The 17221-nt window shown below is 46.6% G+C and carries 13 protein-coding genes; all 13 read left to right on the top strand.

Translation table 11 applies throughout. The annotated features are described in order from the left end of the window. The first annotated feature begins 13 nt into the window (after positions 1-13). The 13 genes from wcaK to V1572_RS17500 all read left to right on the top strand — a co-directional run bounded on the left by wcaK (position 14) and on the right by V1572_RS17500 (position 17174). Complete coding sequence (gene wcaK / locus V1572_RS17560) at positions 14-1294, top strand: colanic acid biosynthesis pyruvyl transferase WcaK (RefSeq protein ID WP_045908618.1); 1281 nt, start codon at positions 14-16, stop codon at positions 1292-1294. Then, on the top strand, positions 1291-2511 hold the full coding sequence (gene wcaL / locus V1572_RS17555; protein ID WP_063622062.1) for a colanic acid biosynthesis glycosyltransferase WcaL: 1221 nt from the start codon (positions 1291-1293) through the stop codon (positions 2509-2511). Before wcaK ends, wcaL begins: the two co-directional genes overlap by 4 nt. 12 nt (positions 2512-2523) lie before the next feature. Then, positions 2524-3915 (top strand): colanic acid biosynthesis protein WcaM, encoded by a 1392-nt coding sequence (gene wcaM / locus V1572_RS17550; protein WP_048224002.1) that lies wholly within the window; start codon positions 2524-2526, stop codon positions 3913-3915. 176 nt (positions 3916-4091) lie between these two features. Next, positions 4092-4985, top strand: coding sequence for a GalU regulator GalF (gene galF / locus V1572_RS17545; RefSeq protein WP_048223999.1), 894 nt, complete (start codon positions 4092-4094; stop codon positions 4983-4985). A 389-nt stretch (positions 4986-5374) separates the two neighbouring features. Further along, on the top strand, positions 5375-6463 hold the full coding sequence (gene rfbB, locus V1572_RS17540; protein ID WP_395299422.1) for a dTDP-glucose 4,6-dehydratase: 1089 nt from the start codon (positions 5375-5377) through the stop codon (positions 6461-6463). A 13-nt stretch (positions 6464-6476) separates the two neighbouring features. Beyond that, positions 6477-7349, top strand: coding sequence for a glucose-1-phosphate thymidylyltransferase RfbA (rfbA, locus tag V1572_RS17535; protein ID WP_069720648.1), 873 nt, complete (start codon positions 6477-6479; stop codon positions 7347-7349). Between the two features lie 24 nt (positions 7350-7373). After that, positions 7374-8264 (top strand): dTDP-4-dehydrorhamnose reductase, encoded by an 891-nt coding sequence (gene rfbD, locus V1572_RS17530; protein ID WP_069720602.1) that lies wholly within the window; start codon positions 7374-7376, stop codon positions 8262-8264. A gap of 12 nt (positions 8265-8276) precedes the next feature. Further along, positions 8277-8825, top strand: a complete 549-nt coding sequence (gene rfbC, locus V1572_RS17525) for a dTDP-4-dehydrorhamnose 3,5-epimerase (protein ID WP_069720601.1) — start codon at positions 8277-8279, stop codon at positions 8823-8825. Between the two features lie 82 nt (positions 8826-8907). Then, a complete protein-coding gene (locus V1572_RS17520; RefSeq protein WP_262805052.1) occupies positions 8908-9837 on the top strand; it encodes a glycosyltransferase family 2 protein in 930 nt (309 codons plus the stop codon). A gap of 51 nt (positions 9838-9888) precedes the next feature. Beyond that, the gene (locus V1572_RS17515; protein ID WP_065102659.1) at positions 9889-10707 is read left to right on the top strand and encodes an ABC transporter permease; all 819 of its coding nucleotides are present in this window, start codon (positions 9889-9891) and stop codon (positions 10705-10707) included. Continuing rightward, complete coding sequence (locus tag V1572_RS17510; protein ID WP_047649495.1) at positions 10697-12133, top strand: ABC transporter ATP-binding protein; 1437 nt, start codon at positions 10697-10699, stop codon at positions 12131-12133. Before V1572_RS17515 ends, V1572_RS17510 begins: the two co-directional genes overlap by 11 nt. Positions 12134-12192: 59 nt before the next feature. Beyond that, complete coding sequence (locus tag V1572_RS17505; protein ID WP_252076935.1) at positions 12193-15822, top strand: methyltransferase domain-containing protein; 3630 nt, start codon at positions 12193-12195, stop codon at positions 15820-15822. 11 nt (positions 15823-15833) lie between these two features. Then, on the top strand, positions 15834-17174 hold the full coding sequence (locus V1572_RS17500; protein WP_069720598.1) for a glycosyltransferase family 4 protein: 1341 nt from the start codon (positions 15834-15836) through the stop codon (positions 17172-17174). Positions 17175-17221: the final 47 nt, after the last annotated feature.

Raw genomic sequence — 17221 nt, 5'->3', positions numbered from 1 at the left:
TTAAGAGGCCATTATGAAATTATTAATTCTTGGCAACCATACCTGCGGCAACCGTGGCGACAGCGCCATCCTGCGCGGTTTACTGGATGCGATTAACACCCTTAAGCCTGAGACCGAAGTGGACGTGATGAGCCGTTATCCGGTTAGCTCATCCTGGTTACTGAACCGCCCGGTGATGGGCGACCCGCTTTACAGCCAGATGAAACAGCACAACAACGCCGCGGGCGTGATGGGCCGCGTGAAAAAAGTGCTGCGTCGTCGCTACCAGCATCAGGTGCTGCTTTCCCGGGTGACCGATACCGGCAAGCTGCGCAACATCGCCATCGCGCAGGGTTTCACTGACTTTGTTCGTCTGCTGTCCGGCTATGACGCCATTATCCAGGTCGGCGGTTCATTCTTCGTCGATCTCTACGGCGTGCCGCAGTTTGAGCATGCGCTCTGCACGTTCATGGCGAAAAAGCCGCTATTTATGATTGGCCACAGCGTGGGGCCTTTCCAGGATCCGCAGTTTAACCAGCTCGCAAACTATGTCTTCGGCCACTGCGACGCGCTGATCCTGCGCGAGTCGGTCAGCCTTGAGATGATGAAGCGCAGCGAGATTGATACGTCAAAAGTTGAGCACGGCGTGGATACCGCCTGGCTGGTGGATCACCAGGACGACAGCTTCCAGCCGAGCTACGCGGTGCAGCACTGGCTCGACGTAGCGGCGAAACAGAAAACCGTCGCCATTACCCTGCGCGAGCTGGCGCCCTTCGATAAACGTTTAGGCACGACGCAGGCGGCGTATGAGCAAGCGTTCGCCGACGTGGTGAACCGCGTGCTGGACAGCGGGTACCAGGTGCTGGCGCTGTCCACCTGTACCGGTATCGACAGCTACAACAAAGATGACCGCATGGTGGCGCTGAACCTGCGCAACCTGGTCAATGACCCATCACGTTATCACGTGGTGATGGATGAACTGAACGACCTGGAGATGGGCAAGCTGCTCTCCGCCTGCGACCTGACAGTGGGCACCCGTCTGCACTCGGCCATTATCTCCATGAACTTTGGCACGCCGGCCATTGCCATTAACTATGAGCACAAGTCCGCCGGGATTATGCAGCAGCTCGGTATGCCGGAAATGGCGGTGGATATTCGTCACCTGCTGGACGGATCGCTCGGCGCCATGGTGGGGGACACGCTTGGCCAACTGCCTGCTATCAATGAACGTCTGGCGGTGGCGGTGAAAGCCGAGCGCGAGAAGGGCATTGGAATGGTGAAATCGGTACTCGATCGCGTACGGGAGGGGAAATGAAGGTTGGTTTCTTCTTACTGAAATTTCCACTGTCGTCCGAAACGTTTGTTCTGAACCAAATCACCGCGTTTATCGATATGGGATATGACGTGGAGATTATCGCCCTGCAAAAGGGCGATACCCAAAATACCCATGCGGCGTATACCCAGTATGGGCTGGAGGCAAAAACCCGCTGGCTGCAGGATGAGCCGTCCGGGAAGCTGAGTAAGTTGCGCCACCGCGCCAGCCAGACCTTACGTGGGATCCATCGCGCGTCGACGTGGCGGGCGCTGAATGTCTCCCGCTATGGATCAGAATCACGCAATCTGATCCTGTCGGCCATCTGCGGGCAAACGGCGCAGCCGTATCGTGCCGACGTGTTTATTGCCCACTTTGGCCCGGCAGGCGTCACCGCCGCGAAGCTGCGCGAACTGGGCGTAATTGACGGTAAAATTGCGACTATCTTCCACGGTATCGACATCTCCAGCCGCGAAGTGCTGAACCACTACACGCCGGAATACCAGCAGCTTTTCCGGCGTGGCGACATGATGCTGCCGATCAGCGAACTGTGGGCCGGACGCCTGAAAAACATGGGCTGCCCGGGAGAGAAAATTGCCGTTTCACGTATGGGCGTGGATTTAACGCGCTTTACCCGCCGTCCGGTGAAAGTGCCGGGTAAACCGCTGCAGATCATCTCCGTCGCGCGTCTGACCGAGAAGAAAGGGCTGCATGTGGCGATTGAAGCCTGCCGCCAGCTGAAAGCGCGTGGGGTGGATTTCCACTACCGCATTCTCGGGATTGGGCCGTGGGAGCGTCGTCTGCGCACGCTGATCGAACAGTATCAGCTGGAAGATGTCGTAGAGATGCCGGGCTTCAAGCCGAGCCACGAGGTCAAGGCCATGCTTGATGAGGCAGATGTATTTCTGCTGCCTTCCGTCACGGGGGCAGATGGCGATATGGAAGGCATTCCGGTGGCGCTGATGGAGGCAATGGCCGTGGGGATCCCGGTGGTCTCGACCCTGCACAGCGGGATCCCGGAGCTGATTAAGTCTGACCATTCCGGCTGGCTGGTGCCGGAGAATAATGCCATGGCGCTCGCCGATCGGTTAGCTGCCTTCAGCGATATCGACCAACAGGCGCTGGAGCCCGTGCTGCACAATGCCCGACAAAAAGTTGAAGCCGATTTTAACCAGCAGGTGATTAACCGTCAGTTAGCCAGCCTGCTGCAAACGTTGTAACGCCGAGGATGTATGCTGAAAAAGATTACCCGACGCACCTTTGTCTCGTCTTTGTCCGTTCTGGCGGCCACGCCACTGCTGTCGTCCCGCATTGCGCGGGCGGCGAGCGGAAGAACGGTCTCTGTTAAACAGTACAATAACAACGACTGGATCGCGGCCTTTAAGCAGGCGTTTAATGACGGGGACACCGTCGTTGTCCCTGCCGGGCTGACCTGTGAAAACATCAACACGGGTATTTTCATTCCCGACGGTAAAACGCTGCTGATCCGCGGGGCGTTAACCGGCAATGGCCGCGGCCGCTTTGTTCTGCAGGAAGGCAGCAAAGTGATAGGGGAAGGCGAGGGACGGACAGAGAATATTACTCTCGATGTACGTGGCTCCGACTGCGTAATTAAAGGGCTGGCCATGAGCGGTTTTGGTCCTGTAACGCAGATCTACATCGGCGGTAAGAAACCCAGTGTGATGCGCAATTTGCTGATTGATAACATCAGCGTGAGTCAGGCCAACTACGCTATCCTCCGCCAGGGTTTCCACAACCAGGTGGACGGCGCTCGCATCACCAACAGCAAATTTAGCCATCTGCAGGGGGATGCGATCGAGTGGAACGTCGCTATCAACGATCGCAATATCCTGATTTCCGACCATGTCATCGATAACATCAATTGCACCAACGGCAAGATCAACTGGGGCATTGGCATTGGCCTCGCCGGCAGCACCTACGACAACGACTACCCGGAAAAGCAAACTGTTAAGAACTTCGTGGTGGCCAACATCACCGGCAGCAACTGTCGTCAGCTGGTGCACGTGGAAAACGGGAAACACTTTGTTATCCGCAATATTAAGGCCAAAAATATCACCCCTGACTTCAGTAAAAAGGCAGGAATAGACAATGCCACGGTGGCCATTTATGGCTGTGATAATTTCATTATTGATAATGTCGACATGGTCAACAGTGCGGGAATGTTAATCGGCTATGGGGTGATAAAAGGCGATTATTTGTCCATCCCGCAGAACTTTAAGCTCAATAATATTCACCTCGATAACCGCCAGCTTGCGTATAAATTGCGCGGAATACAGATTTCATCCGGTAACGCGACCTCGTTTGTGGCGATAACCAACGTGGAAATGCAACGTGCTACGCTTGAATTACACAACAAGCCGCAGCATCTTTTTTTACGCAATATCAATGTCATGCAGGAAGCTGCCGTGGGGCCCGCCCTGAAGATTAACTTCGACCTGCGCAAGGATGTGCGAGGAAAATTCATGGCGAAAGACGAGACGCTGTTGTCGCTGGCGAACATAAAAGCCGTTAATGAGAAGGGGCAAAGCTCGGTGGATATTGACCGTGTCGACCAGCAGGTGGTGAATGTGGAAAGGCTGAACTTTGCGCTTCCGCACAGATAATCGACAATAATCTGTTTTGAGACTATTCCTGGCATAAAAGCGCGATCGAATCAGATTACAACTACAGAAATATGTGATGCTAAGGCGTAACATTGCTTAAGGGTTACGGCAAATCATGCTGGCGAAAACAGGTTTAAGAGCTATAATTCGTCAACCATTTTAAGGTGGAAGAAATAATGATCAATTTGAAAGCAGTCATTCCGGTAGCAGGCCTGGGCATGCATATGCTGCCAGCCACAAAAGCCATTCCTAAAGAGATGCTGCCGATCGTCGATAAGCCAATGATTCAGTACATTGTCGACGAAATTGTTGCTGCAGGGATCAAAGAAATCGTCCTGGTTACGCACTCGTCCAAGAATGCGGTAGAAAACCACTTCGACACCTCTTACGAACTCGAAGCGTTGCTTGAGCAGCGCGTTAAGCGTCAGCTGCTGGCGGAAGTGCAGTCTATTTGTCCGCCGGGCGTGACAATCATGAACGTGCGTCAGGCGCAGCCGCTGGGTCTGGGACACTCTATTCTTTGTGCCCGTCCGGTTGTGGGTGACAACCCCTTCATCGTTGTGCTGCCGGATATCATTATTGATAACGCGTCTGCCGATCCGCTGCGCTATAACCTGGCGGCAATGGTGGCACGTTTCAACGAAACGGGCCGTAGCCAGGTGCTGGCGAAGCGCATGAAAGGTGATCTCTCCGAGTACTCCGTAATTCAGACGAAAGAAGCGCTGGAGACGGAAGGGCAGGTTAGCCGCATCGTTGAGTTCATCGAAAAACCGGATCAGCCGCAGACGCTGGATTCTGACCTGATGGCGGTGGGCCGTTATGTTCTGAACGCGGATATCTGGGCCGAACTGGAAAAAACTGAGCCAGGCGCCTGGGACCGTATTCAGCTCACCGACGCGATTGCTGAGCTGGCGAAGAAGCAGTCTGTCGATGCGATGCTGATGACCGGCGAGAGCTATGACTGCGGTAAGAAGATGGGCTATATGCAGGCGTTCGTGAACTATGGACTGCGTAACCTGAAGGAAGGGGCGAAGTTCCGCAAGAGAATTGAGAAATTACTGACAGAATAAGTCGCAAGATTGTTTAACATAAATGGGTGGCAATGAGCGTATGTGGGCTGTTTACAGCTTAAGCAATCGCTCTTGCTACCTTTTTTTTTGTAAGAATATCAATAGGTAAAATGAGGCTATCCGGACTGTTGCTTCCTGGTTTTGACAGAGATTTTTCCTTGTTTTCAGGACTGTTTAAGGGGAGAATAGCGGATTAGCATTTTGTGCCTACCTCGGTAAAATCAGGCCTCTGTTCTCGCACTTGGAACAGTTAACATTGTTATTGTTTTCAGTACACTGGTAGCTGGAGAGCCAGGGGCGGTAGCGTGTTCAGAATTCAGCATGCCTTTGCTGACTCCTCAGAAGTGAAGTTTGAAATTTAACATTGCGAAGCAATACGGAATAGTCTTGTGAAAATACTCGTCACTGGTGGTGCAGGTTTTATTGGATCTGCTGTTGTACGTCATATTATTAATAACACCAACGATTCAGTGGTTAACGTTGATAAATTAACCTACGCAGGTAATCTGGAATCGCTGGCAGAAATCGAAAATAATCCCCGTTATGCCTTTGAGCGAGCAGACATCTGTGACGGTAGCGCCATGGCGCGCATTTTCGCGCAACATCAGCCGGATGCGGTAATGCATCTTGCAGCTGAAAGCCATGTTGACCGTTCCATCACGGGGCCTGCGGCCTTTATCGAAACCAACATTATCGGTACCTATGTTCTGCTCGAAGCGGCGCGTCAGTACTGGTCGCAACTGGACGACGCGCGCAAGTCGGCGTTTCGTTTCCATCATATTTCTACGGATGAAGTGTACGGCGATCTGCCGCATCCCGATGAACTGCCGGCCGATAGCGATCTGCCGCTCTTCACCGAGACCACGCCATATTCCCCAAGCAGCCCCTACTCCTCTTCTAAAGCGTCCAGCGATCATTTAGTGCGTGCGTGGCGCCGTACCTACGGCCTGCCGACGCTGGTGACCAACTGCTCAAATAACTATGGCCCGTATCATTTCCCGGAAAAACTAATCCCGCTCATTATCCTTAACGCTCTGGCAGGTAAACCACTGCCGGTGTATGGCAATGGCGAGCAAATTCGCGACTGGTTGTTCGTTGAAGATCATGCTCGCGCGCTTTACAAAGTGGTGACTGAAGGAACGATTGGCGAAACCTATAACATCGGTGGTCATAACGAGCGTAAAAACATCGACGTCGTGAAAACAATCTGCGCCATTCTGGACGAAATCATTGCCGATAAACCGGCAGGCATTACCCATTACGCCGATCTGATTACCTATGTAACCGACCGCCCGGGACACGACCTGCGCTACGCCATTGATGCCAGCAAAATTAAAAACGATCTGGGATGGGTGCCTCAGGAAACCTTTGAGTCAGGTATCCGTAAAACGGTTGAGTGGTATTTGAAAAACGAAAGCTGGTGGAAGCGTGTAATGGATGGCTCCTATGCGGGCGAACGTCTGGGACTGGCAGAATAAAAAGGAAATTATGATGAAAGGTATTGTACTTGCTGGTGGTTCCGGAACCCGTCTCTATCCGATTACGCAAGGTGTGTCTAAGCAGTTGCTTCCTGTTTATGATAAGCCAATGATTTTTTACCCCATTTCTGTACTGATGCTGGCTGGCATCCGTGAGATTTTGGTGATTACCACTCCCGAGGATATGCCCGCGTTTAAACGCTTGTTGGGTGACGGGGCGCAGTTTGGCATAAGCTTATCATACGCCGTTCAGCCCTCTCCAGATGGCCTGGCACAGGCATTCATCATTGGTGAAGAGTTCATCAACAATGAGCCTTGTGCCCTGGTGCTGGGAGATAACATCTATTTCGGTCAGAGCTTCGGTAAGAAACTGGAAGCGGCATCGCAAATGACCAGCGGAGCGATGGTCTTTGGTTATCAGGTGCAGGATCCAGAACGCTTTGGCGTCGTGGAATTTGATGAGAACTATAAAGCGTTGTCTATCGAAGAGAAACCGTTAAAACCCAAATCAAACTGGGCGGTCACCGGGCTCTATTTCTATGATAAGCATGTCGTAGAGATGGCAAAACAGGTAAAACCATCAGCACGCGGCGAGCTTGAAATTACCACGCTTAACCAGATGTATCTTGAGCAGGGGAATCTGCAGGTTGAGCTATTAGGGCGCGGATTTGCCTGGCTGGATACCGGCACCCATGACAGCCTGGTGGAAGCGTCACAGTTTATTCATACCATTGAAAAGCGTCAGGGTATGAAGGTGGCCTGCCTGGAAGAGATTGCGTTCCGCAAGGGATGGTTGAGCTCAGAGCAGGTAGCGGAGCAGATAAAAAAACTATCGAAGACCGATTATGGTCGCTATCTGCAAATGCTGATCGGCGAAAAAGTATAATTTAATCTGGCTGATGAGAACACCATGAAAATTTTGCTGATTGGAAAAAATGGCCAGGTTGGCTGGGAGCTACAGCGGTCTCTCTCGATTTTGGGGGAACTGATTGCTGTCGATTTTTATGATAAAGATCTGTGCGGCGATTTAACAGATACGCACGGCATAGCTGAGACTATCCGAACGGTTCAGCCTGACGTGGTAGTCAATGCGGCGGCCCATACAGCAGTGGATAAAGCGGAAAGTGAAAAAGAGCTTGCCAGAATACTTAACGCTGAAAGTGTTGAGACTATCGCAAAAGAGTCGGCAAAACTTGGCGCATTATTGATTCATTATTCAACAGACTATGTTTTCAATGGTGAGGGTACTCACTATCGCCAGGAGAATGAACAAGCAAATCCGTTAAACGTTTATGGTGAAACGAAACTGGCTGGTGAAATTGCAGTTGCCGCGCATAACCCGAAACATTTTATTTTTCGAACAAGTTGGGTTTATGCAACTCGCGGAGCCAATTTCATCAAGACAATGTTACGTCTCGCCAAAGAGAAGGAACAATTATCAATTATAAATGACCAATTTGGTGCGCCGACAGGTGCCGAATTGTTAGCGGATTGCACCGCGATTGCTATTCGTAACTCGATGCATAATAAATCGCTCTACGGTACTTATCATCTGGTCGCGAGTGGTGAAACAAACTGGCATGAATATGCGCAATTTGTTTTTGAGCTTGCCAGCCAAAAAGGCGAATTACTGAAAATTAATAAAGTTGAAGGGGTGACGACTTCATCCTATCCGACACCGGCAAAACGCCCGTCTAACTCTCGACTTTCTAATGAAAAGTTTCAGAGTACTTTTGATGTTGTTTTACCGCACTGGAAGGTTGGGGTGGAGCGTGTCGTTACTGAGATTTTAGGAAAGTAATCAGGCATTGAAATGAATATAGTCAAAACAAAGATACCAGAAGTTATTATATTTGAACCCAAAGTTTTTGGGGATTCTCGAGGCTTTTTTCTTGAGAGTTATAATAAGAAAATATTTGATGAGGCCATAGGACGTAGTGTTGAGTTTGTACAGGATAATCATTCCGAATCGCAACGCGGTGTTCTTCGTGGTCTACATTATCAGCTTGACCCCTTTTCTCAGGGCAAACTCGTTCGCTGTGTAGCAGGTGAGGTTTTTGATGTGGCAGTTGACCTTCGCAGATCATCGCCAACTTTTGGTCAATGGGAAGGCGTTATTTTAAGTGCAGAAAATAAACGTCAGTTCTGGATCCCTGAAGGTTTTGCTCATGGCTTCTTAACGCTAAGTGAGCGAGCGCAATTTTTGTATAAAGCAACTAATTATTATGCGCCAAAAACAGAGCGTTGTATCAAGTGGGATGATCCGGATCTAAATATTGAATGGCCAACTATTAACGATATTCAGTTGTCACAGAAAGATTTAGCTGGCGAATTTTTTGCCGAAGCGCAAGTTTATGATTAGTTGAAATTCGCGTAAATAAAGGCCGGATAGGTAGTCTGGTTATTACTTTATTTTACTTTTTGCATTAATGAGATTACTTTTAATGACCCTTGCAAATAATGATGATGTCGCAATATTAATGGCTACGTATCAAGGAGAGCGATATATTTGCGAACAACTTACATCATTTGAGCGTCAAACATATACTAACTGGAAGTTAATTATTTCAGATGACGGTTCAACAGATAACACGCTTTCCAGAGTAGCTGATTTTGCCTTAAAGAATGTGTCGAAAGTGAAAGTTGTGGCTGGACCAAGACAGGGCTTTGTGAGTAATTTTTTATCATTATTGTTACGTGAGGATTTGGCGGCAAGTTATTATTCTTTTTCAGATCAGGATGATATCTGGTATGAAAACAAAATTTCCCACGCGGTAGAATGGCTTAAAAATATACCAACAGACAAACCTGCTCTGTATTGTACAAGAACTCATCTGATCAATGAAAAAGGAGAGAGCCTTGGCTTGTCTCCTCTTTTCACTCGTTCACCGTCATTTTGCAATGCCCTGGTACAGAACATTGGTGGTGGCAATACGATGGTGATGAATGAAGCAGCACGCAAAATTGTTTGTCAGGCAGGCATTGTTAATGTCGTCAGTCATGATTGGTGGATTTATATTTTGATTTCCGGCGCTGGTGGGGAAATTAATTATGATCCACAGCCCAGTTTAGGATATCGACAGCATGGTGAAAATCTGATTGGTACAAATATGGGGTTAAGGGCTCGTTTGCTTCGCCTCAAAAAGATTATTCAAGGACAATATCGCTCCTGGAACGCAGCACATATCCGTGAGATTGAAAAAATAAAGTTCTTATTGACAGAGGAAAATCAGGAAAGATTTTCATTTTTCAAAGCAATTCATACAAAAAATGTATTTCAAAGACTGTATTATTTTTTCAAATTAGGTATGTACAGGCAGACTAAAATAGATACTCTGGCTGTATTTGTCGCAGCATTATTGAAAAAAGTCTAATGTATCACAAGGTCACATTAAACGTTTACGAGATGTTCGAAAAGGTGTTCAATGCAATATTTCCCTGTAAGCCCGCGTGAAATGCTGGCGTCTATTTGGCGGAACAGATTTCTCATTAAAACAACAACGATACGAGAAATTCAGGGTCGCTATCGTGGTTCATCAATGGGCATTATTTGGTCGTTAATTAATCCACTCTTCATGCTGACTGTTTATACTTTTGTCTTTAGCGAAATTTTTAAAGCTCGTTGGCATGGGGGCAGTGCTTCCAAAGGTGAATTTGCTTTAGTTCTTTTTGCAGGACTGATTGTATTTAACCTTTTCTCCGAATGTCTCAATAAAGCGCCACAGTTAATACTCTCAAATGTCAATTATGTAAAAAAAGTGGTATATCCATTAGAGATTTTGCCAATTGTATCGCTTGGCTCTGCGCTTTTTCATATGGTGATTAGCCTTTTTGTATGGCTTGTTGCATATTGTGTATTTTTCGGTATCCCTCATCTAACCATACTTTACTTCCCATTGGTTTTGATGCCATTAATGATTATAGCACTTGGCATTAGCTGGATTCTTGCGTCTTTGGGAGTATTCTTGCGAGACATTAATCAATTCATCACGCTTTTTACCACTGCCTTAATGTTTCTGAGCCCTGTATTTTATTCAGCCGATATTTTGCCGCCAGAATTCCGTCAGTTAATGTACCTCAATCCTCTGACTACGGTAATTGAGCAGACCCGTAATACGCTTTATTGGGGGAAACATCCTGATTTTACCGTACTGGGTATTTACTGGGTTTCTGCTTTTATTATCGCCTGGATAGGCTTTGTATGGTTCCAGAAAACGCGGAAGGGTTTTGCTGATGTGCTCTGATTTTGTAATCCAGGTTAAAAACCTGAGTAAATGTTATCAAATATACGATCGTCCTTCAGATCGTCTGAAGCAGTCCATTTACTCAGGATTGCATCGCCTTGTTGGTAAAAACCCAAAACCGTTATTCCGTGAGTTTTGGGCATTGCGTGATGTTTCCTTTGAAATAGCGAAAGGAGAATCAGTAGGTATCATCGGGCAAAACGGTTCAGGTAAATCGACTTTACTGCAATTAATCTGTGGCACGTTAAACCCAACGTCAGGCTCTGTAAAAACTCAAGGTCGTGTTGCGGCTCTGTTGGAACTGGGTTCGGGTTTCAACCCTGAATTTTCTGGCCGCGAGAATGTCTATATGAACGGTGCGGTGCTTGGTTTAACGGAAGCCGAAATTAATGAACGCTTTGACGAGATTTTGGCGTTTGCGGATATCGGTGAGTTTATCGATCAGCCGACTAAAACTTATTCAAGTGGTATGCTTGTTCGCCTCGCGTTTGCTGTACAAGTATGTATCGAGCCAGATATCCTGATTGTGGATGAAGCCCTCGCAGTAGGGGATGCACTATTCCAGAAAAGATGCTTTGAGCGCATGGATCGGTTACGCACCAACGGGACAACTTTGCTTTTTGTTTCGCATGATCAGGAATCCGTCCGTACCATGACGGACAAGGCTATATTCCTTGAGCATGGCGTCGTCAAATTCACTGGAACTTCTGCGGATGCGTTGCTTGAGTACAGAAAATCCTTGCATGAGATTGAGTCGAAAAGGCTTAGCCAGGCAGCCTTACAACTTAAAGAAAAAGCGCGTCAAATGAGAGCTGCTAAACAAACGGGGGAGCAGCAAGCAGAACAGGGAAAAATTGAGTCACTGAATATGAGTGATTCTTCCACATTAGCAAATAATGTTAATTCTCCTGCATTATCAGAGCGGCTCAAAGCATTTTCTTTTGGCGATCTGGATGCAGAGGTTTTGGATGTATCTCTCTTTAATGAAAAGGGAGAACCTTGTTCCAATTTTGATCCTCGCGATAAAGTAACCGTTATTGTTCAATGCAAAGCCCATACGGACCTAACACATTTAAATGTTGGTTTGCGCATCAGAAATAAAGAAGGCGTGAAAATGTACTCCTGGGGAACGCTGAACCAGGATATGGCGATACTAAACGGAGTAACAATGCCGGGAGACATATTCTGGCGGCGCAATTTTTCTCAGGATCAACTATTTAGTATTAAATTTGAGTTTATATGCGGTATGGGTCCCAATCTATACGAGATCCAGGTTTCAATCACGGAAGAGGGTAAACCTTATTATGCTGAACAACGTATGATTCATTGGATTGATGAGGCTGCCTTCTTTACCGTGAATACGGAACCTCAATCTTATCATTTCGGTGGTGTAGCAGATTTACGCATGGTAAGTGATTTGCTTTAAAATTATTGTTAAATTACTGAACAATTGCTTCTAATACCTGGAAAAGACAGGCTATATAAATGACGAATATTGAAAATATTGATACTATTGCACGAGAGATATTAAACACATGTGGAGGTCAAACATTCCTCCATATTGGATCGGGTAATGGACAATTAGTACAGACACTGCTTGCCAACGGTATAGACGCGCATGGCGTTGATGAGTCTTTTGAAGCTGTAGCTACTGCAAACAGTTTGATGCCTGGGCGTTTTATGCAAGGTAATGCTCAAAAATTACCGTATGCAGATAAAAGCTTCGATACCACTGTAATCCTTTATAATTTTGAGCATATTGATCGTGAACTCCTTGTTCAAGCAATTAAAGAGTTAAAACGCGTAACGCGTCGTTCAGTTTATTTACGGGTAAAAACAGCGCATTCTCAGCAGAGTGACGTAAATGAAAACGTTCTTGATCGCAATGGTTGGGAGAGTCTGTTCTTTAACGAGAATTTCCGTAAGCACCCTTCTTATTATTTAGTCAATGACTATAGTGCGCTGGGCCGTGAGAGCGGGGAAGCCGTAATTTTATTAGAGTGCATTTCCCATACAGCGAGTGAACGTTATCCCCTTGAGGCGCTCAAGGAGGAACGCGATCTGCATATGGATATGACCCGTGAAGCAGGTGAACGTTCCGATGCCCACATCGCCCGTTATCAATGGGCCGCAACCTTTGTTCGCCCTGGTGATACAGTACTTGATGCGGCTTGTGGTCTGGGCTATGGAAGCTATATTCTTCAATGCAATACCATGGCGGCTAAAACGATAGGAATTGATGGCAGCGACTACGCCATTGATTACGCAAATATTAATTTTTCTCCAGACGTGCGTAACCTTTCCTTTTCTGCCGGAATGTTGCCAGAAGCATTAAATAATATCGCGGATAATAGTGTGGATGTTGTCATCTCTTTTGAAACGCTAGAGCATATCCCCGATCCTGAGAGTGTACTTAAAGAATTCCATCGCGTTTTGACACCAGCAGGGCGCGTCATCGTCAGTGTCCCTAACGACTGGAGCGATGAAACAGGGGAAGATCCCAACCCCTTCCACCTGCATGTTTATACGCTTGATAAACTTCGCAGCCAGCTTAAGGCGTCATTTGAGCTGGAAAATGTGACAGTCCAGTCCGCCACACATTACAAAGAATCTGCTGGAAGTAAAAACTGGGTGCCTGCAAAACGAGAATTATACGAGATTAGTACTGAGATAGATGAAGCCATTGCACCTCCATCGGAATGGTGGCTCGCGGTGGGCATGAAATCTCCTCTCAACGCCGAAGATGCTGTATATCATGAAACACAGCATAAAACCTTCCCACAGCCAAAGTGGAATGTAACTGCTTTCGCACGTGATTATAAAAATCCGTGGTTGGTTCGTGGGATGGTAGATATTGGCTGGCGGCAGAAAAACAAAGCGCTGCTGGCTGAACTTACAGAAAAAGTTATCGATACTAACCACAACAACAGCGCTGATGCTGGGGCAGCGCTTTGTGTTAAAGGGTATCAGTTGCTAAATAAGCAAGAAATGACCTCCATCGATACTATAAATGATTTTGTCGAACGGGTTGAAGAATATATTGTCAGTAAGCCTGAAACGCCTCACGCAATTCGCTGGATGATTTCGCTTCATTTTGTAATTGCAAAATTATGGCTACAAGCAGGTATGCACGATAAAGCTCGTATTGCTTTCAAGAAGTGTGTTGAGATTGATCCTTTACAATTTAGCCCTCTGCTCGCAAACAGGACAGTTGAAGCATATCTGTACCTCGGGAAACTTTCTCTTAATAGTGGTGATGAAGCATCTGCTCGTGAAGCATGGAAGGCAGGTATTTCAGCTGCGCAAAGTGCAGTAACTGCTGACTGGCAACTAAGTCTGGGTGATTTAAGCGCTCCAGTAGAATTTGCCTTGCCTGAATTATCATCCATACTCGACTTTGCAAGCAATTGTGCCTATGCGTTAACTAACCTGGATGATTTTAAAGATAAGCCATGGTGGTGGCTGCAACTGCAGAGAAGCCCTCATGCTCAGTTTGTTTCGCTAAAAAGTCAGTGTGATTCCCTTAGGACGCAAATTTTATCGCTCGATACTTTCGCCGCCTCTCTGCGTGATGTTATACAGCACCAAAAAACGCAATTGTCTGAACAAGCGCATAGCGTTCAGATGAAAGAAAGAGAATTAGCTGAACTGACTCAATCTCTGCATTTAAAAGATATGGAATTAGCAGAGCTGACAAGTGCTATGCATATAAAAGATATGGAATTAGCAGAGCTGACAAGCTCTGTGCAGTTAAAGAATTCGTCATCGGCTGAACTGGTAAATACCATTAATTTAAAAGATACGGTTATAGCTGAACAGGCAGCCAGGCTCCATGAATTTAATGCGGTTATGCAAACCCGTTTGATGCGGTTACGGAACGTCATGCTTTATCAGCCGTGGGGAGCGCGTAAAGTCATGCATGCCGCTTACCTTTCTGCATCACTTGTTACTCCGCGTTCATTACGAAGCAAATTACAGCCAGTTACAAGCTGGCTACGTAATCGCTTCTCGCGGCGTCCTCATCCTGTTGAAACTGTTGATAACGCATTGATATCCACTGGATACCGGGTCAAGAAGCCCATTACTAAGCAGGGCGCACCTAAGATTGCCCATATCATTGCAAACTTTATGACGGGTGGTTCATCGCGTTTAGTTGTGGATTTAGTCGAATATTTAGGACATGACTATGAACAGTTTGTTTTGACAAGCTATGCGCCAAATCCTCCTGCATACATTGGTCTGGACATTGAGGAGCAACGTGACAGTCACGATATAACCCCATTTATTAATTATTTAAAGCGTAGACAGCCAGACTTTGTCCATGTCCATTATTGGGGCGATGTCGATGAACCTTGGTATGCGCAGGCAATAGAAGCCGCTAGAATCCTTGATATCCCGGTTATTGAGAATATCAATACACCAATTGCACCCCACATTTCCGATGCGGTTAAACGATATGTTTATGTGAGTGATTATGTGCGTCATGTTTTTGGTCGTCCTGATGCAACGCATGTTACTGTTTATCCAGGTTCTGATTTTTCGCACTTCATGCGAGCAGACCACGAAGCTGTTCCTTCAGATTGCGTAGGCATGGTCTATAGACTTGAGTGCGATAAGTTAAATGAGGATTCGATTAAGCCGTTTATCCTCATTGCTCAGAAAAGACCAAAAACGAAAATTCTGATTGTAGGTGGAGGTAGTCTGCTATCGCCTTTCCAGCAGGCAGTAAAAAGTGCCGGTGTAGAAGCACAATTTGAATTCACTGGATACGTCGACTACGATACTCTGCCTGATTATTATCGCCGTATGTCTCTGTTCGTTGCGCCAGTCTGGAAAGAGAGTTTCGGACAGGTGAGCCCATTTGCCATGAATATGCGGGTGCCGGTAATCGGTTATGATATTGGGGCAATTAGTGAAATAGTTAACTCAAAAGAGATGCTGGCACCAGGCGGCGACGCAGAGAGTCTGGCAGACATTGCCGTAGAACTACTCAATAACGATGAGCTGCGAGCAAAAATGGGACGTGAACATCAACAGCGTGCAGAAGAGAATTTTTCTGTGCAGGCCATGATCGAAGCCTATGCTGGGCTTTATGCTGAAATGGCGAAAAAATAATATTGCAAACTATGAAAATTGTATTCTTCGTACATTGTTTTTTTCCTGACCATTTCTATGGTACTGAAACGTATACCTTAGGTTTAGCTAAACATTATCGTGCCTGGGGCCATGATGTCACAGTAGTTTCTGCAGTCTTTCAAGGGGAGGCTAAACAAGCAGAATTGGTCAGCCGCTATTCCTGGGAAGGCATTCCAGTGATATCAATAGATAAGAATGTTCTTCCACATTCAAGAATTAAAGAGACTTATTATCAACCTGAAATGCGTGACGTGCTGGAAAGTATTCTTGCTGAACTTAAACCAGATATTGTTCACATCACGCATCTTATTAACCATACCTCTGTTCTTCTTGAAGTAACGGGGAAATTAAATATACCGACTTATACCACGTTCACAGATTTCTTTGGGTTTTGCTTTAATAATAAACTTGAAGCAGCAAATGGTGATTTATGTGCCGGTCCTTCAGTTTCCAGAGCTAATTGTATTGCCTGTTATTTAAAAGAAGCTGCGCGAAATGGCTATGCCAGTGGTTGGTTGAGTAAAGCAGCCACACCTGTTGCTGCTAACGTCATTTCAAAAGGCCTTGTTGGCGCTAAACAGATAGGCTTGCTGAAAAATAGTCATCTGGAAGGCATAGTCGAAGATCTTGCACAACGCCCTGATACGTTATCATACCTTTATAATACATATTATAAAGGCGCCGTTGCGCCAACTGCCTTTCTTAAGAAAGCCTATGAGAAAAATGGCATCAGCGTACCGATGACTAAGTTGTGGTTCGGCATGGATATCGATCGCCAGCCAAAACCGCTGCGTAGTAAAGGTCATATCCCGGTCATTGGTTATATTGGTCAGATTGCGCCTCATAAAGGTACAGACCTCATTATTGAAGCGTTTAAAAGGCTTCCTAAAAATAGTGCGGTGCTTAAGATTTATGGGCCTACCAATCAGTCCGTAAATTATATGGAAGAACTGAACAGATTAAGTGAAGGCGTGGATGGTATCTCATTTATGGGTACCTTTGAGCAGTCACTAACCGCTAACATTTTCCAGGAGATGGATCTCTTCGTTATACCTTCCCGTTGGTACGAAAACAGTCCTTTAGTTTTATTAAACTCCCTTGCGACGCATACTCCGGTATTGGTTTCTGACGTCGAAGGAATGACCGAGTTTCTAACTGAAGGGAAGAATGGATATAGCTTCAAACGTGGTGATGTAAATGATCTTACCGAGAAGCTATCATACATTCTGCAAACGCCAGGATTGCTGAGCAAACTTTCATTAACGACTGAATATTTGCGTACTACGGAAGTTATGGCGAAAGAAACATTAAGTCTTTACCAGCCGAACTAATTACTATGCCGGCACCTTATCCGATCGTTCTGCGTGGTTAAGTATAG

The sequence above is a fragment of the Enterobacter quasiroggenkampii genome (genome assembly GCF_043972695.1).
Lineage (GTDB): Bacteria > Pseudomonadota > Gammaproteobacteria > Enterobacterales > Enterobacteriaceae > Enterobacter > Enterobacter quasiroggenkampii.
The sequence above is the reverse complement of the archived record's forward strand: the minus strand, read 5'-3'. Positions and strand labels throughout refer to the sequence as shown.